Origin of the sequence: Rhodopseudomonas sp. (genome assembly GCF_036404135.1) — a bacterium.
In the GTDB taxonomy this organism is placed as follows: Bacteria; Pseudomonadota; Alphaproteobacteria; order Rhizobiales; family Xanthobacteraceae; genus Rhodopseudomonas_A.
Genome location: NZ_DASWPE010000151.1, coordinates 1 through 16,063 on the forward strand (window position 1 = coordinate 1; position 16,063 = coordinate 16,063).

The 16,063-nt window shown below is 67.0% G+C and carries 15 protein-coding genes and 1 other RNA gene; 6 read left to right on the forward strand and 10 right to left on the reverse strand.

Going from position 1 to position 16,063, the window contains the following annotated elements; translation table 11 throughout:
- The 5 genes from VGC77_RS17995 to rsmH all read right to left on the reverse strand — a co-directional run.
- Positions 1–721, reverse strand: a 721-nt coding sequence (locus VGC77_RS17995; protein WP_331172934.1) for a Mur ligase family protein, incomplete at its 3' end; no start/stop codon positions are given.
- Positions 718–2,175 (reverse strand): UDP-N-acetylmuramoyl-L-alanyl-D-glutamate--2,6-diaminopimelate ligase, encoded by a 1,458-nt coding sequence (locus tag VGC77_RS18000; protein ID WP_331172935.1) that lies wholly within the window; start codon positions 2,173–2,175, stop codon positions 718–720. The genes VGC77_RS18000 and VGC77_RS17995, both read right to left, overlap by 4 nt.
- A 121-nt stretch (positions 2,176–2,296) precedes the next feature.
- Complete coding sequence (locus VGC77_RS18005; RefSeq protein ID WP_331172948.1) at positions 2,297–4,045, reverse strand: penicillin-binding protein 2; 1,749 nt, start codon at positions 4,043–4,045, stop codon at positions 2,297–2,299.
- Positions 4,046–4,047: 2 nt separating this feature from the next.
- Positions 4,048–4,425 (reverse strand): cell division protein FtsL, encoded by a 378-nt coding sequence (gene ftsL, locus VGC77_RS18010; RefSeq protein ID WP_331172936.1) that lies wholly within the window; start codon positions 4,423–4,425, stop codon positions 4,048–4,050.
- Positions 4,426–4,427: 2 nt separating this feature from the next.
- Complete coding sequence (gene rsmH, locus VGC77_RS18015; protein WP_331172937.1) at positions 4,428–5,420, reverse strand: 16S rRNA (cytosine(1402)-N(4))-methyltransferase RsmH; 993 nt, start codon at positions 5,418–5,420, stop codon at positions 4,428–4,430.
- A 661-nt stretch (positions 5,421–6,081) separates the two neighbouring features.
- Here rsmH and VGC77_RS18020 point away from each other — a divergent pair.
- From VGC77_RS18020 to VGC77_RS18035, 4 genes are all read left to right on the forward strand, one after another.
- Entirely contained in the window at positions 6,082–6,945 is an 864-nt protein-coding gene (locus VGC77_RS18020) for an N-acetylmuramoyl-L-alanine amidase (protein WP_331172938.1), read from the forward strand.
- A 45-nt stretch (positions 6,946–6,990) separates the two neighbouring features.
- Positions 6,991–7,422, forward strand: an RNA gene (gene rnpB, locus VGC77_RS18025) — RNase P RNA component class A.
- Positions 7,423–7,503: 81 nt separating this feature from the next.
- The gene (locus tag VGC77_RS18030) at positions 7,504–8,610 is read left to right on the forward strand and encodes a RuBisCO large subunit C-terminal-like domain-containing protein (RefSeq protein WP_331172939.1); all 1,107 of its coding nucleotides are present in this window, start codon (positions 7,504–7,506) and stop codon (positions 8,608–8,610) included.
- 4 nt (positions 8,611–8,614) lie between these two features.
- Positions 8,615–9,097, forward strand: a complete 483-nt coding sequence (locus VGC77_RS18035; RefSeq protein WP_331172940.1) for a cupin domain-containing protein — start codon at positions 8,615–8,617, stop codon at positions 9,095–9,097.
- A 300-nt stretch (positions 9,098–9,397) separates the two neighbouring features.
- On the opposite strand, the gene VGC77_RS18040 is transcribed toward VGC77_RS18035, so the two are convergent.
- Together VGC77_RS18040 and VGC77_RS18045 are read right to left on the reverse strand one after the other, a co-directional pair.
- Positions 9,398–10,993, reverse strand: a complete 1,596-nt coding sequence (locus VGC77_RS18040; protein WP_331172941.1) for a DHA2 family efflux MFS transporter permease subunit — start codon at positions 10,991–10,993, stop codon at positions 9,398–9,400.
- Between the two features lie 48 nt (positions 10,994–11,041).
- Entirely contained in the window at positions 11,042–12,268 is a 1,227-nt protein-coding gene (locus VGC77_RS18045) for an HlyD family secretion protein (RefSeq protein WP_331172942.1), read from the reverse strand.
- Positions 12,269–12,447: 179 nt separating this feature from the next.
- Between VGC77_RS18045 and VGC77_RS18050 the strand changes: the two genes are divergently transcribed.
- Positions 12,448–13,107, forward strand: a complete 660-nt coding sequence (locus VGC77_RS18050; RefSeq protein ID WP_331172943.1) for a TetR/AcrR family transcriptional regulator — start codon at positions 12,448–12,450, stop codon at positions 13,105–13,107.
- On the opposite strand, the gene VGC77_RS18055 is transcribed toward VGC77_RS18050, so the two are convergent.
- The gene (locus tag VGC77_RS18055) at positions 13,092–14,279 is read right to left on the reverse strand and encodes an extensin family protein (protein WP_331172944.1); all 1,188 of its coding nucleotides are present in this window, start codon (positions 14,277–14,279) and stop codon (positions 13,092–13,094) included. The two genes, VGC77_RS18050 and VGC77_RS18055, sit on opposite strands and share 16 nt — an antisense overlap.
- 152 nt (positions 14,280–14,431) lie before the next feature.
- Between VGC77_RS18055 and VGC77_RS18060 the strand changes: the two genes are divergently transcribed.
- The gene (locus VGC77_RS18060) at positions 14,432–14,677 is read left to right on the forward strand and encodes a hypothetical protein (protein ID WP_331172945.1); all 246 of its coding nucleotides are present in this window, start codon (positions 14,432–14,434) and stop codon (positions 14,675–14,677) included.
- Between the two features lie 338 nt (positions 14,678–15,015).
- Here VGC77_RS18060 and VGC77_RS18065 read toward each other — a convergent pair whose 3' ends face one another.
- Positions 15,016–15,810, reverse strand: coding sequence for an ABC transporter ATP-binding protein (locus VGC77_RS18065; RefSeq protein WP_331172946.1), 795 nt, complete (start codon positions 15,808–15,810; stop codon positions 15,016–15,018).
- Positions 15,804–16,063 (reverse strand): ABC transporter permease subunit (locus VGC77_RS18070; RefSeq protein WP_331172947.1); only part of this gene is annotated, 260 nt, incomplete at its 5' end. The genes VGC77_RS18065 and VGC77_RS18070, both read right to left, overlap by 7 nt.

The window sequence follows — 16,063 nt, forward strand, 5'->3', positions numbered from 1 at the left end:
ACTTGGCGCGCTGGCGCAGCCTTGCGAATTGCGGATTGTCGCGGTTCAGCACCACCGCGCCGTGCGGCTCCAGCCCGGTGAAGATCTCCGCCTTGGCGTCGGCGATCGCCTCGACGCTGTCGAAGAATTCCAGATGCACCGGCTCCACCGTGGTGATGATCGCCACCTCGGGGCGCACCAGCGCCACCAAAGGCTCGATCTCGCCCGGATGATTCATGCCGATCTCGAACACCGCGAATTTCGCCGAGGCCGGACAACGCGCCAGCGACAGCGGCACGCCCCAGTGATTGTTGAACGACGCCGCCGAGGCGTGGGTCTCACCCTGGGCGGCGAGCACGGTGCGCAGCGCCTCCTTGGTCGAGGTCTTGCCGACCGAGCCGGTGACCGCGATCACCTTGGCGCCGAGCCGCGCCCGCGCCGCGCGCGCCAGATCGCGAAGGCCGTCGAGCACATCGTCGACCACCAAGAGCGGCGCATCGGTCGGGAATTTGTCGCGCTGCGCGCGCTCCACCACCGCGAGCCCGGCGCCGGCGTTCAACGCCGCAGCAACGAAGTCATGGCCGTCATGGACGTCGCCGCGAATCGCGAAATACGCATCTCCCGGAACAAGCGTGCGGCTGTCGATCGAGATGCCGAAGATCGCGTCGGGCAGCTCGCCGGCTGCCGTCGCGCGCATCGCCTCCGCCATCGCCGAGGCCGTCCAAAGGGGCAAATTGCTCATGCGGCGCTCGATGAAAGGGCCGCCGCAGCGGCCTCGTGGTCGCTGAACGGCAGCACCCGGCCGCCGATGATTTGTCCGGTCTCGTGGCCCTTGCCGGCGATCAACAGCGCGTCGCCGGCCTGCAGCGCGCCGATCGCGGTGCGGATCGCCTCGGCGCGGTCGCCGATTTCGCTGGCGCCGGGCGCCGCCGCCAGGATCGCGGCGCGGATCAAGGCGGGATCTTCGCTGCGCGGATTGTCGTCGGTGACGATGACGGCGTCGGCCTGTTCAGCGGCGATCGCGCCCATCAACGGCCGCTTGCCGGCGTCGCGGTCGCCGCCGGCGCCGAACACCACGATCAGCTTGCGCCTGGCATAGGGCCGCAGCGCCTGCAGCGCCTTGGCCAGCGCGTCCGGCTTGTGCGCGTAGTCGACGAAGATCGGCGCGCCGTTGCGGTCGCCGACCAGTTCGAGCCGGCCCTTGGCGCCTTCCAGATGCTGCAGCGCTGCGAACGCCTGTTCGGCGTCGCCGCCGGTGCCGATGACGAGCCCGGCCGCGACCAGCGCGTTCTCGATCTGGAATTCGCCGACCAGCGGCAGCCGCAGGCCGCGTTCGCGGCCGTGATGTTCGACGATCAGCCGCTGCGCGAAGCCGTCGATGGAGGCTGCGACCAGCCGGATGCCGTCCTGACGGTCGGCGTTGCGACCGACCGTGATCAGCCGCAGCCCGCGCGCCCGCGCCGCGGCGATCACCGCGGCGGAATGGTCGTGATCGGCGGAAATCACCGCGGCGCCGCCGTCGATCACCAGATCGGTGAACAGCCGCAACTTTGCCGCAAGATAATGCGCGACGTCGGGGTGGTAATCCATATGGTCGCGCGACAGATTGGTGAAGCCGCCGGCCGCGACTTTGACGCCGTCAAGCCGGAACTGATCGAGCCCGTGTGACGAGGCTTCCAGCGCCAGATGGGTGACGCCCTCGCCGGCGATCTCGTCGATCTCGCGATGCAGGGCGATCGGGTCCGGCGTGGTCAGCGAGCCGTAGACGCTGCGTTGCGGCGTCACCAGGCCGATGGTGCCGATGCTGGCCGCGGCAAAGCCGAGTCGCTGCCAGATCTGCCGGGTGAAGGCGGCGACCGAGGTCTTACCGCTGGTGCCGGTGACCGCGGCGATGGTGGCCGGCTGGCGCGGATACAGCCGCGCCGCAGCCAGCGCCAGCGCGCGCCGCGGATTGGCGACGCGAACCAGCGCCACGCCAGGCTCGGCCTCGGGAAACTGTTCGCCGGCGACCGCGACCGCGCCATTGGCGATCGCCTGGTCGATGTAGCGCGCGCCGTCGGTCTTGACGCCGGCCAGCGCGAAGAACAGGTCGCCCGGCTTCACCGCGCGGCTGTCTGAGGCGAGGCCGCCGACCTCGATCCCAGCCGGCTCGGCCGCGATCGCAACATCATCGCTGAACAGCTCGCGAAGCTTCATCTTCATCCAGTCCGGCGCATGCGAACAACCGACGTCCGAGGGTCAGGAGCTTTTAGCGCAACCAGACCCCGGCGCAACCGATTGCGCCGGCTCCGCCGACGTCTTCAACCGGCGGAATCGCCTATTGAGTCGCCTTCGATGCCGCAAGAATGAGGCGGTCGGACGGCGGCAGATCGAAACGCGGCTCGATTCCCAACAGCGGCGCGATGCGGGCGATCACCTTGCCGCCGGCCGGTACCGCATTCCAGCCCGAGGTGATGAAGCCGTGGGTCTCCGGCAGCGCCTTCGGCTCATCCAGCATCACCAGCACCTGAAACTGCGGATTGTCCGCCGGCAGGATCGCGGTGAAGGAATTCAGCACCTGCTTCTTCGAATAGCGGCCGCCGACCACCTTCTCGGCGGTGCCGGTCTTGCCGCCGATATAATAGCCCTTGGCCAATTGGTCGGCCTGCTTGGCGGTGCCGGTTTCGGCGTTCAGCCGCATCAGGTAGCGGATCTTGTCGCTGGTGTCCTTGCGCACCACGCGCTTGCCGAGCTCCATCGCTTCCTGCTCGCTGCGCTTCAGGAAGGTCGGCGGAATCAGGTAGCCGCCATTGACCATGGCGTTGATGCCCATCACCGCCTGCAGCGGCGCCACCGCGATGCCGTGGCCGAACGAAATAGTGATGGTGTTAAGCTCGCTCCAGCGCTTCGGCACGATCGGCGCGGCGCTTTCCGGCAATTCGGTGCGCAGCCGATCCATCTGGCCGACCTTTTTCAAAAACGCCTTGTGCGCCTCGACGCCCTGCGCCAGCGCGACCCGCGCCGCGCCGATGTTCGACGAATAGGTGAACACCTCGGTCAGGGTGATGGCGCGGCCGAGACTGTGGGAGTCGTGGATCGCGAACTTGCCGAAATGCAGCGCGCCACGCGCGTCGTACAGCGTGTTGAGATTGGCCTTGCCGGAATCCAGCGCCATCGCCAGCGTCAAAGTCTTGAAGGTGGAGCCCATTTCGTAGACGCCGGTGGTCAGCCGGTTGATCCGATCGGGGTCGTGCGCCTCGCGCGGATTGTTCGGATCGAAATCGGGCAGCGACACCATCGCGACGATCTCGCCGGTGCGCACGTTGGAGACCAGGCCGGAAGCCGCCTTGGCGCTGTATTTTTCCTTGGCCTTCATCAGTTCGTCGCGCAGCGCGTGCTCGACCCGCAGGTCGACCGCGAGTTCGATCGGCGTCTGCAGCCGGTCGGTGGCGAAGCCGGCGCGGTGCAGGTCGGCAAGCCCGTTGGTATCAAGCCATTTCTCGATGCCGGCGATGCCCTGATTGTCGATGTTGACCAGCCCGATCAGATGCGACACCGCGGGGCCGGACGGATAGACCCGCTTGTTCTCGCGCAGGAAACCGATGCCGGGAACGCCGAGCTTGCGGACTTCCAGTTGCTGCTGTGGGGTGATTTCCCGCTTCAGCCAGACGAAGCCTTTCTTCGACGACAGCCGCTCGCGGACCTCGGCGGTATCGAGATCGGGCAACGTCGCGGTCAGAAGTTCGACCGCCTCGTCCTTGTCGATGATGCGGCGCGGCTCGCCGAACAGCGACGGCGTCTTGACGTCGGTCGCCAGCACTTCGCCGTTGCGGTCGACGATGTCCGGCCGCGCGGTCGCCACCGCGTCCTGCGCGGCGGCGCGGCGCGCGCCGTGGCTGTCGCCGATCACCGCGATGGTGACCAGACGAAATCCGATCACCGCGTAGATCGCGGCGAAGGCCAGCATGGCGAAGCCGACCCGCGCCCGCGCCTTGATCGAGCGGTCGACGTTGCGCCCGTACAGCAGGCTGCGGATCAGCCGCTGTCGCCAGGGCTCGGTGGGGCGCGGCTTGGAGGTCTGTTGCATGCTCACCGCCCGACCTCCGGCGCCGGCAACGAACCGGTGATGATGTCGGGATCGATGGTGTCGATCATCGCCCCGATCGAGTCGGACTCATTGGGATTGAGATTCGGCGGCCGCTCCGGCAGGTTCTTCAAAGAATCGAATTGCTGCGCCGAGACCGGCTTCAGCTTCAGGTGCCGCTCGGCCAGCCCCTGCAGCCGCAGCGGCGCGTCGAGCTTGGACCATTCGGCGCGCAACGCCGCGATCGCTTCGCGCTGCTCGCGGACTTCGGCGTGCAACCGCAGCACCCGCTCGGTGCGCGCGGTGGATTCCATCTTAATCTGGTAGACATAGGCCGCGGCGAACACCAAGGCGCCGATGACAAGAAGATGGATCAGCCGCATCGTCAGCGCCTCCCCATCACGGCGTCGAGCGTCGGCCAGGCCGGCAATTCGTCGCCGGCATGGGCCGGCGCCGCGCTGCGTTCGCCGGCGCGCAGCTTGGCGGAGCGCGCGCGGGGATTGCTGGCGAGTTCGGCGGAGCCGGCGGTGATCGGGCGCTTGGTCAGGATGGTAAAGCTCGGCGCCGCCTGGTCGCGCTCCGGCAGATGCCGCGAGCCGCCGCCGGTCTTGCCGCGGGCGTTGAAGAAATTCTTGACGATGCGGTCTTCCAGCGAATGGAACGAGACCACCGCCAGCCGGCCGCCCGGCTTCAGCACACGCTCGGCGGCGCTAAGCGCCAGATGCAGCTCGTCGAGCTCGGCGTTGACGAAGATCCGCACGCCCTGGAACGTGCGGGTCGCCGGGTGGATCTCGCCGGGCTTGGCATGCACCACCTTGCCGACGATGTCGGCCAGCGCCCTGGTGGTGACGATCGGCGCGGCGGCGCGGGCGGCGACGATGGCGCGGGCCACCGCGCGGGAATGCCGCTCCTCGCCGAAAATGTAGATGATGTTGGCGAGTTCGGCCTCCGAGGCCACCGCGATCACGTCGGCGGCGGAGGGGCCGCTCTGCCCCATCCGCATGTCGAGCGGACCGTCGAGCCGGAACGAAAAGCCGCGCTCGCTTTGATCGAGCTGCATCGAGGACACGCCGACGTCCATCACCACGCCGTCGACCAGCCCGGCGCCCTGCGCCGCGCAGACCTCGGCGAGATGGGAGAAGCGGTCCTCGACCAGCGTCAGCCGGCCGGCCGAGCGATCGACCAGGTCGAAGCCGCCGGCGATCGCGGTGCGGTCGCGGTCGATGCCGATCACCCGGCTGCCCGGGACCGCCAGGATCAGCCGCGAATAGCCGCCGGCGCCGAAGGTGGCGTCGACATAAACGCCGCCATCGCGCGGCGCCAACAGCTCGACGGCTTCCTGGCCTAATACCGGAATATGGCGGGTGGGCTCGGTCATCGGCGGGAGCCTGCGGCCGCACGGGGGCGCCATCCGGGATGCCCCGAACCTTGCGTTGTGCCGCGCCCGCGGCGGCTGCCCCAATCCGACATCAACCAGCCCATTCCACCCGTGATTTCCGAGCCTTGATTTCCGAGCCTTGCCGCCGTCCCGGCGGCCGGTGGCAAGGTCGCGTGACCGACCGATCCCGCGCGCGCAGCAAGCCTCCGGCCCGTGCCGTGCAGGCCAACCCGGCGCGCCGCATGGAATTCGATCGGTTGCCATGGCTCGGGCGTCAAAAGGGCCGCGGCCGAACCCCACCGGGCTCGGCTTTTCAGCACTGAGTAACGTCACTTAGCGTTAAGAAATCGTTGACGGGATCGGTCGGATTGCCCGCGCGCGGCCGGGCATCCCTGACCAAGAACGGCGAGTGATGCCGGGCGTCCACACTCCACAGAAAAGGCCGGCGCCGTGTCATGCAATCGTTGCACCGCGACTCCGGCTCCGGATACGATAGCGTTTTCGAGCGAAGTGGATCCCGGTTCGCGTGAAGAAAGCGCGTCAAAATAACAATCTCAGAGCTCCGGTTCTGATTTTATCAGAACCGGAATAGCTTTAGGCCGCAGCAGCCGGTGGACTGCGGGGCATCGCTGCCGTCCTCCCGCCCGGATTAGGTTGTCCCATGCTCTCTGGTTCGTTTCCCGCTGCCCCCATCGATCCGAAGCGTCGACGGTCCCTCCCCGTTCCCAAGGGCGTCGCAGAGATGAAGACTTTCACCCCGGATTCCTCGGTCGTCTCCGACGTGATTCCGTCGCCCAATCATGGCGAGCGGAACAAGTCGCGGCTGCCCGACATGATCGTGCTGCACTATACCGGGATGCCCGACGTCGAGGGCGCGCTGGCGCGGCTGTGCCAGGCCGGCACCGAGGTCTCGGCGCATTACGTGGTGCTGGAAGACGGCCGGGTGATTCAATGCGTGCCGGAGTCGCGCCGCGCCTGGCACGCCGGCGTCGCCTCTTGGGCCGGCGAGGAAGACATCAATTCCTGCTCGATCGGCATCGAGATCGTCAATCGCGGCCACGATTGGGGCTATCCGGATTTCCCGCTGCGCCAGGTCGCGGCGACCATCGCGTTGTGCCGCGGCATCATCATCCGGCGCGGCGTGCAGGGCCATCGGGTGCTGGCGCATTCCGACGTGGCGCCTTCGCGCAAGAAGGATCCGGGCGAGAAATTTCCCTGGCAGGCGCTGTCGGATTCCGCGGTCGGGCATTGGGTGCCGCCGGCGCCGATCGTGCGCAGCGAGGTGCTGAAGCTCGGCACCGACGGCGACGAGGTGATGGCGCTGCAGCGGGCGCTGGCCGATTACGGCTACGGCTTGACGCCGAACGGGCGCTACGACCCGGCCACCGCCGACGTGGTGACCGCGTTCCAGCGCCATTTCCGCCCGCAACGGGTCGACGGCATCGCCGATGCCTCGACGCTGACCACGCTGCAAATGCTGCTCGACAGCCGGCGCGATGCCGCCGCGGTTGCGACCCGGCTGTAACGGCAACCCTTGACGCGGCGGCGCCGAGCCCGCATGCAGGGGCGGTCAGTCGGCCGGACGGCCGCTCTCGCTACGGTCGAAAGGCTGCGAGGGAGGAAAGTCCGGGCTCCATCGACATACGGTGCCGGATAACGTCCGGCGGGGGCGACCCCAGGGAAAGTGCCACAGAGAACGAACCGCCCGGCGAAGTCCGCAAGGACGAAGCCGGGTAAGGGTGAAAAGGTGCGGTAAGAGCGCACCGCGTTTCCGGTAACGGAAATGGCAGGGTAAACCCCACCGGGAGCAAAACCGAATAGGGGCGGCAACGCGGACAGTTCGCTTATCAGGCGATAACTCCGCAGGGCGATGTCAGGCTCGCCGTCCGGGTAGGTTGCTAGAGGCAGCGTGCAAACGTTGTCCCAGAGGAATGGCCGTCGCGTATCGTCCGTGCAAGCGGGCGGTGCCCTCCAGAACCCGGCTTACAGGCCGGCTGATCCTTACGAACGAGGGGTTCGGCGCAACTCGCCGGGCCCCTCGCCAGTTGGTGCCGTGGGCCGCACAGCCCGAAATGATCCGCCGATGACCGAGCCCCGCATCCTCGCCACCTATCACATCACAAGCGACGCCCACCACATCGAGCAGCGGGCGCTGGGTCTCGCCATCGAGCAGAGCGTCGAATGCCCGCTGGACGCCATCAACGATCCGGCGATCCTCGACAACATCCTCGGCCGGGTCGAGGACATCGCCGAGCTCGCGCCCGGCCGCTATGCGGTGCAGATTGGCCTTGCGGCTGCGACCGCGCCGGCCGAGCCCGGGCAATTGCTCAACATGCTGTTCGGCAACAGCTCGATCCAGCCCGACATCGCGCTCGCCGACATCGCATTGCCAAACAGTTACCTCGAAGCGTTCGGCGGACCGCGGGTCGGACTCGCCGGCCTGCGCGCCCGGCTCGGCGCGCCGCAGCGCGCCCTCACCGCCTCGGCGCTGAAACCGCAGGGCCTGTCGCCCGACGCGCTGGCCAGCCTTGCGCATCGCCTGGCGTCGGGCGGCGTCGATCTGATCAAGGACGATCACGGCATCGCCGACCAGGCTTTCAGCCCGTTCGCGGCGCGCGCCGCCGCGGTCGGTCGCGCGGTGCGCGACGCCAATGCCAAAACCGGCGGACGGACGCTCTACGCGCCGCACGTCTCCGGCACGCTCGACGACATGCGCCGCCAGCTCGGCATCATCCGCAATGAAGGAATCGGCGCGCTGCTGGTGGCGCCGATGATCGTCGGGCTTGCGAATTTTCACGCTATCGTCAACGAAGCCGCCGGCCTCGTCGTGGTGGCGCATCCGGCGATGGCGGGCGCCGCCAGAATTGCTCCGCCGCTGCTGCTCGGCCGGCTGTTCCGGCTGTTCGGCGCCGATATCACGGTGTTTCCGAACTTTGGCGGCCGCTTTGCCTATTCCACCGACACCTGCCTGGAACTGGCGCGGGCGGCGCGGCAGCCCTGGGGCGAATTGAACGCTTGCATCCCGACGCCGGCGGGGGGCATCATGCTGCATCGCGTCAATGAGTTGCTGCAGTTCTACGGGCAGGATGTCATGCTGCTGATCGGCGGCAGCCTCTTGGCCGCGCGCGAGCAGCTGACCGAACAAGCGTCACGATTTGTCAATAAGGTTGCCGACTATGGTCAACGATAGAACGATGACGCACGGCGAAATCGAGCCGCAGACCGAACAGCCCGGCGTCCGCGCAGCCGCAGGCCCCGGCCGATGGCACGACGTCGAATTGATGGCCTACAAGAATGACGACAGCGCGCCGTTCCGCTCGGTGACGCGGCAGGTGCTGTTTTCCGATCCGCGGCTCGGCTGCGAATGGCGCTACTTCGAGGTCGCCGAGGGCGGCTATTCGACGCTGGAGCGGCATCAGCATGTGCACGCGGTGATGATTCACCGCGGCCGCGGCCAATGCCTGGTCGGCGCTGTGATCAGCGACGTCGCTGTCGGCGACCTGGTGTTCATCCCACCGCTGACCTGGCACCAGTTCCGCGCCAATGCCGGCGACGTGCTGGGCTTCCTCTGTCTGGTCAACGCCGACCGCGACCGGCCGCAACTGCCGCGGCCCGACGAACTGGCGACGCTGCGCCAGAACAAGGCGATCGCGCAATTCATCGACGCCGCGGCGTAGTTCCGACGCGATTTCGATGCTGTCGCTTGGTCACTCCCCAGTCATTCCGGGGCGCGAGGCCGCAAGGCCAAGCGAACCCGGAATCTTGCTGCATGTAAAAGCGCCGGGCCCTGGAGCGAGATTCCGGGTTCGCTCGAGCTTCGCTCTCGCGCCCCGGAATGACAGCTTGCGTCGGGTGGACAAAGGCGCGCTCGCGCCGTGCCCACCAACGTCAAACCGTTCGGCAAATGTGGTGGGCACGCTTCCGCCGTCGCTCTGCGAGCTATGGCGGACAAGTCGCTTTGCCCACCCGAACTACGACTAATGCTCGGCCGGCGCGCCGGCCGGATTGCCGGGCTTCGCCAGCAGCACCACCAGCGTGCTGAGCCCGACATAGATCACCGTCATCAGCAGAAACGAATCCGCAAAGCTCATCACCACCGCCTGGCGATGCACGATCTGGCTGAGTTGTTTCATCGCCATCATCGAGGCGTCGCCGAGCCCCTGGAATTTCTGCGTGAACAGGTTCAGCGTCTCGACCGCGGTGGCGTTGCCCCAGGTCACCTTGTCGTGCAGCCGCGAGATGTGGAAATCGGTGCGGTCGTCGAGCGTGGTGTTGAGCACCGCGAGCCCCACCGCGCCGCCGAGATTGCGCATCAAATTGAACAGCCCGGAGGCATTCTTCAGCCGCGCCGGCGCCAGCGTGCCGAGCGCCACGGTGTTGACCGGCACCATCGCCATCATCATGCCGACGCCGCGGAAGATCTGCGGCCACAGCAATTCGTAGAAGTCGAAGTCGCGGGTCATCCAGGTCATCTGCCAGGTGCCGAACGCAAACAGCAGCATGCCGATCGCGATCAACGCCCGCATGTCGACCTTCTGCATCAGCCGGCCGACGATCGGCGCCGACACGAACATCGCCACTCCGGAGATGAACATGGTCTCGCCGATCATCAGCGCGCTGTAGCCGCGCACTTCGGCGAGATAGCGCGGATAAAGATAGGTCAGGCCGTACAGCCCGATGCCGACCACGAAGGCGAACATGCAACCGAGGCCGAAATTGCGGTTGACGAAGGTCCTGAGGTCGACGATCGGCTCGTGCGCGGTCAATACCCGCCAGAAGAACGCCACCGCCGACAGCACGCAGACCACGGCGAAGCTGGCGATCGAATCGTCGTGGAACCAGTCGTTGCGCGGCCCCTCCTCCAGCACGTATTCGAGCGAGCCGAGGAAGCCGCCCATGAAGGCCAGCCCCCACCAGTCGAAATGATCGAGCAGTGCGAAATGCGGCTCGTCGAAATCCACCAGCAGCAACACGCCGATGGTGATGCCGATGCCGGGCACTACATTGATGAAGAACAGCCAGTGCCACGACATCAGATCGGTGATGTAGCCGCCGATGGTCGGCCCGACGGTCGGCGCCAGCGTCGCCACCAGCCCGATGATCGGACCGACGATGTGAAACTTGCTGCGCGGAAACACCGTATAGGCCGAGGCGAACACGGTGGGGATCATTCCGGCGCCGACGAAACCCTGGATCGCCCGCCACAGGATCATCTGCTCGATCGACGAGGTGAAGCCGCACATCAGGCTGGCGCCGGTGAAGCCCGCCGCCGAAATCGCAAACAGATAGCGGGTGCCGAGCGCGCGCGACAGAAATCCCGACAACGGAATCGCGATCACTTCGGCGATCAGATAGGCGGTCTGCACCCAGGAGATTTCGCTGGAGCTCGCCGACAATCCGGCCTGGATGTCCGACAGCGACGCCGAGACGATCTGGATGTCCAGGATCGCCATGAACATGCCGAACACCATGATCAGGAACGCCAATAGCCGGATCGGCGCGATGTGATCCGACGCCACCGGCGGTGCCGGCGGGGCGCCGGCGATCGCCGGAGTTGCTGTGGTGTCCGACATGAGGCTTTCCGCGGGTTGGCGTCGACGCTGGCTTGGCGCCGGAAGCGCTTAGTCCTTGGTGTTGACGCTGACGTAGACCGACATGCCGGCGCGCAGCATGTTCTCGCGCGCCACCTCAGCCGGCACCTTCACCCGCACCGGCACGCGCTGCACGATCTTGGTGAAATTGCCGGTGGCATTGTCCGGCGGCAGCAGCGTGAACACCGCGCCGGCCGCTGGCGACAGGCTGTCGAGCGTGCCTTCGATGCTGCGGTTGCTGAAGGCATCGACCGAAATCTCGACCTTCTGGCCCGGCTTCAGCCGGCGAAGCTGGGTCTCCTTGAAATTGGCGTCGATATAGACGTCGTCGAGCGGCACCACATTGCCGAGCCGCTGCCCGGCCTGGATGTAATCGCCGGTGTTGACGAGGCGATTGGAAAACACCCCGTCGACCGGCGCGCGCACCGTGGCGAAATCCAGATCGCGTTCGGCCTTGGCCAGCGCCGACTGCAGTTCGACGAGCTGTGCGCGGGCCTCGAGCTGCTGCGCCTTGGTGACTTCGACGTTGTCGCTGGCCGCGGCATAGGCGGCCTGCGCGGCCTGCACCGCCGCGGTGCCCTGATCGCGGCCGGCCTGCGACACTTCGAAGGTGGCGCGCGACGCAAAGCCCTTGGTCGAGAGCGCCTGCTGGCGATCGAAATCGAGCCCGGCGCGCTTCGATGCGGCGTCGGCCGAGGCGAGCTGCGCCCTGGCCTGTTCGACCGCGCTGATCTGCGCGGTGACCTGGCGGCCGATCCGCTCGATGGTCGCCTGCTGGGTGGCGATCTTGGCGCGCGCGGACTCCACCGCGATGCGATAGTCGCCGTCGTCGATCCGGAACACGACGTCGCCGGCGCGGACCTGAACGTTGTCACCGGGTAGGATCGCGGCGAGATGGCCGGACACCCGGGCGCCGATCGTGGTGTTGTTGGCCCTCACATAGGCGTCGTCGGTGCCGACCATGAAGCGGCCGACCAGCATGTAGTTGACGCCGAATCCGATCGCGGCGAGCGCCAGCACTGCGGCAACGCCGAGCCCGATCAGCTTACGCTTGTTGGAGGTGTTGGCGGCGGGGCGCGGCGCGACCTCGGCCGCCGCATGCTGATCCTGCGGCGGCGCTTCGGCGCGAGGCCGCGGGGCCTCCTCGGGCACCGCGCGAACCGGATCATGGGCGGGCGCCGCAACGCGCGCCGCGGCGCTGTCGGCATCCGAGTCGACAGGCAGGATGCGGGCAGTCTGGTCGCGGCTTCCGGCCATCGCAGGCTCCTTGGACGAGATTTATCGGGCCGGACGCCGTCGGCATCGCCCTCAACTGCCAGGCAATTTATCATTGACCGAACGGTTCGGTCAATGTAGATTCTGGTTGCGGAAACGGTAACGGCAACGGCCCTTCGAAATCCTTCAGCGGACGGCTTTTCCTCGGACAGTCTAAAGCAATGGTTGCAATTCCCGGCCCGGCACACGGCCCGCACAGCGAGGACGACTGCACCAAGCGCCGGCAGATTCTCGAGGGCGCGCGCGCGGTTTTTCTCGAGCTCGGCTTCGACGGCGCCAGCATGGGAGAGATCGCCAAGGCGGCCGGCGTGTCCAAGGGCACGTTGTACGTCTACTTCGCCGACAAGAATTCGCTGTTCGGCGCCATCGTCGAACAGGAGAGTCGCGAGCTCGGCATTCTGGCGTTCGATTTCGACCTCGACGGTGAGGTCGGCATTGCGCTGCCGAAATTCGGCCAGGCCTATATCCGGCTGTTGTGCAACCCGCGCGGCGGCTCGGCAATCCGCACCGTGATGGCGATCGCCGAACGGATGCCGGAGATCGGCCGCGGCTACTACCAGCGGGTGATCGCCACCACCGTCGGCCGGCTCGGCGCCTATCTCAAGACCCAGGTCGAGGCCGGCGTGCTCACGATCGACGACTGCGACTTCGCCGCCTCGCAATTCATGATGTGCTGCCAGGCCTCGCTGTTCTTGCCCTTCATCTTCCAGGCGACGCCGGCGCCCTCGCCCGAGCAGATCGCCAAGGTCGTCGACAGCGCCACAAGGATGTTTCTCGCCGCCTATCTCGCCGCACCGGGCGCCGACTACTCGTCGTCGTAGTCGTCGTCGCCGGCCGGCTTGTGCCGCGGCGGCGTGGCGTGGCGACCGCCCAACGATCCGGTGATCGCCGGCGAATTCGATGCGTAGGGGTTGTGCTGCTGCGCGCGTGCCGCGACCTCTTCGCCGGACACCGCGGCCGGCTGGCAGATGATGCGGCGGCTCGAGCGGCGCATCAGGTCGACGTGGATGTGATCGTAGTGATAGACGTTGGAGCCCGGCGCCAGCACGGTGTTGAACACCTGGCAGGCCGAGCCTTGCACGTCGCGCAAGAAGCCTTGCTCTTCCGGCAGTCCCTTCCAGCCGTCCTTGACTGAAATCCGCCGGCCGTCGGCGAGCGTAAAGGCGGCGATGTCGAGCGCGTTGCCGAAGGCGTGCTCGGAAATATGCGCGCGCGAATTGCCGTTCATGCCGCGGCAGGAATAGGCCGAGATCTGCTTGATCTCGACGACGCGGACGCCGAACCAGCGCTGCGCCGCGGGCTGCACCGCGTCCGCCAGCCATTTGTCGAGCGCCGAGACGATCGGACAGGCCAAGGTCGCCACCGGCTTCACCGCCACCGGACCGACCGCGCCGGTGACGCTATTGTCGGGTCCGGGGCCGAGCCGCGGCTGCGAGAAATCTTGCGGCAAAGCTGCGGCAGCGCCGCGCTCGCCGGGCGCTGCGGCCGAAGCCGGGCGATAACGCGGCGGTTCCATGGCGCCGGCGCCGCCTTGCCAGCTTCCCTCCGGCGGCAGCTCGATGTCCTCCTGCGGCTGGGCCACGCCGGGCGGATTGAGCGTCATCGGCCCGGCCGAGGATTGGTATCCCGGCTGCGCCGCCGGGCTCACCGGATAGGAATTCGGCGCGGCGCGCGGCGGGTTGACCGGCCAGCGCGGCTGGCTGTTGCCGACTTCGCCCGGCGGGCGCAACTCATCGGCAAAGCCGAGGCTGGCGCTTTCGCCCAAGGCTGCGACCTTGAGCGGGAATTCGGCGCCGCACACCCCGGGGCCGGAAATCGGATCGATCCGCACCAGGTCCGGGGTCTCTCTCACCGCGCCGGATTTCAGACATGCGACCTCGGCCTCGGCTCGCCAGGGCTCGCGCTCGGCGGATTGAAACAATCCGCGGCCGCAACCCGCCAACGAGACAAGCATCAAGGAGCCGACGAGATACAAACGAACTCCGCGCGTCATCCGCGCACAATCGAACAACTTCTTTAACGATCTGTTCGTGCCGTGCGCTCAGCCGCGGTTAACCATGTCGGCCGCGCCGTTAAGGTTGAGCGGTTAGGTTAAGTGCATCTACGCGTTGACGCCGCGCCGCAGGCGGCGCATCTGGCGTCATGATGATCGACGACGACGACCGCTATCAGCTCGACGCGCAGGGCCACCGGGTGCTGATCGGGCTCAGCTTCGAGGAGACCGAGGAGTTCTTCCGGCTCGAGGAGGCGATCGCCAATTCCTGCCCGCGCTCGCAGCTCGGCGGCTCCGACTGGTCGCTGCCGGAAGACCGCCGCTGGCTCGAACTGTTCGAAAAACACGAATCCGCGCGGCGGCCGTTTCTCAACGTCGACAACAAGACCCGGCACTAGAGCTATTCCGGTTCTGATAGAATCAGAACCGGAGCTCTAGATTGTTATTTTGACGCGTCTTCTTCACGCGAACCGGGATCCACTTCGCTCGAAAACGCTATAATCATCGACGCCAGATCCGCATGAGGGCCGTCATTCCGGGGCGCGAATTCGCCAGAACGAGCGAACCGGACTCTTGCTGCGGGTGCAAGCCTCCGCCACATGTTGCGAGATTCCGGGCTCGCTCGCGAGCTTCGCTGCTCGCGCCCCGCAATGACGGCTGTCGAATGGAGATCACTCGACGAGCCGTCCCGGATGTCGTTACGCTCATCCGGGCTACAGGTCACTGCTAATGCAGCTCACCAGGTCGCGTCGAGCCCAAGCAGGCCGAGGATCTGCTGCCGCAGCTCGGCGAGATAGGCGTCGCCGCGGCGCCGCGGATACGGCCGCTCCACGGTGATGTCGGCCTTGATGCTGGCCGGCCGGTCGCTGAACACGATGACGCGCTGCGCCAGGAACAGCGCCTCCTCGACGTCATGCGTCACCAGCAGCGTGGTGAAGCCGTTGCGCTGCCACAGCGAGACGATCTCGGTCTGCATGCTGAGCCGCGTCAGCGAATCGAGCTTGCCGAGCGGCTCGTCGAGAATGAGAATCTGCGGGTCGTTGACCAGCGCACGCGCCAGCGACACCCGCTGCGCCATGCCGCCGGACAATTGATGCGGATAGGCGTTGGCAAAGCCGCTCAAGCCCACCAGCTCGATCGCGGCATCGACGCGGTGGCGCTCGGTCTTGATGATGCCCTGCGCCTCCAGCCCGAGTGCGACGTTCTTCCACACCGTGCGCCAGGGAAACAGCGTCGGATCCTGAAACACCACAACGCGCGACGGATGCGGTCCCCGGATGACGCGGCCGTCCTCGGTGAGATGCCCCGAGCGCGGCGGCTCCAGCCCCGCGACCAGCCGCAGCAAGGTCGACTTGCCGCAGCCCGACGGCCCCAGCAGTGCCACGAACTCGCCGGGCTTGGCACGCAGCGAGACGTGATCCAGCACCGGCAGCAATTTGCCGTCGATGTCGAAGTGATGGCTGACGTCGGCGATGTCGAGCGCGGCACCGGCCGGCTGCGGCACCTCCTGCTGCAGCGCCAGCGCTACCATTTCACGACGCCCTTCTGCCAAATCAGCAACCAGTCGCGCACCCGGAACAGCAAGGTGATGGCGCCGGAGCACAACAGCGACATCACGATCAGCGCAGCATACATGTTGGCATAGGCGGCCCAGCCCTGCGCCCATTGCAAGTACCAGCCGAGCCCGGCCTTGACGCCGATCATCTCCGCCACCACCAGCACCGCGAACGAGGCGCCGAGCCCCATGAACAGCCCGACGAAGACGTGCGGCAGCGCCGCCGGGA

Excerpts from the sequence above, each read along its gene's own strand:
- VGC77_RS18000 (WP_331172935.1), bottom strand. The coding sequence starts at position 2,175 with ATGAAGCTTCGCGAGCTGTTCAGCGATGATGTTGCGATCGCGGCCGAG.
- VGC77_RS18005 (WP_331172948.1), bottom strand. The coding sequence starts at position 4,045 with ATGCAACAGACCTCCAAGCCGCGCCCCACCGAGCCCTGGCGACAGCGG.
- ftsL (WP_331172936.1), bottom strand. The coding sequence starts at position 4,425 with ATGCGGCTGATCCATCTTCTTGTCATCGGCGCCTTGGTGTTCGCCGCG.
- rsmH (WP_331172937.1), bottom strand. The coding sequence starts at position 5,420 with ATGACCGAGCCCACCCGCCATATTCCGGTATTAGGCCAGGAAGCCGTC.
- VGC77_RS18020 (WP_331172938.1), top strand. The coding sequence starts at position 6,082 with ATGCTCTCTGGTTCGTTTCCCGCTGCCCCCATCGATCCGAAGCGTCGA.
- VGC77_RS18030 (WP_331172939.1), top strand. The coding sequence starts at position 7,504 with ATGACCGAGCCCCGCATCCTCGCCACCTATCACATCACAAGCGACGCC.
- VGC77_RS18035 (WP_331172940.1), top strand. The coding sequence starts at position 8,615 with ATGACGCACGGCGAAATCGAGCCGCAGACCGAACAGCCCGGCGTCCGC.
- VGC77_RS18040 (WP_331172941.1), bottom strand. The coding sequence starts at position 10,993 with ATGTCGGACACCACAGCAACTCCGGCGATCGCCGGCGCCCCGCCGGCA.
- VGC77_RS18045 (WP_331172942.1), bottom strand. The coding sequence starts at position 12,268 with ATGGCCGGAAGCCGCGACCAGACTGCCCGCATCCTGCCTGTCGACTCG.
- VGC77_RS18050 (WP_331172943.1), top strand. The coding sequence starts at position 12,448 with ATGGTTGCAATTCCCGGCCCGGCACACGGCCCGCACAGCGAGGACGAC.
- VGC77_RS18055 (WP_331172944.1), bottom strand. The coding sequence starts at position 14,279 with ATGACGCGCGGAGTTCGTTTGTATCTCGTCGGCTCCTTGATGCTTGTC.
- VGC77_RS18060 (WP_331172945.1), top strand. The coding sequence starts at position 14,432 with ATGATCGACGACGACGACCGCTATCAGCTCGACGCGCAGGGCCACCGG.
- VGC77_RS18065 (WP_331172946.1), bottom strand. The coding sequence starts at position 15,810 with ATGGTAGCGCTGGCGCTGCAGCAGGAGGTGCCGCAGCCGGCCGGTGCC.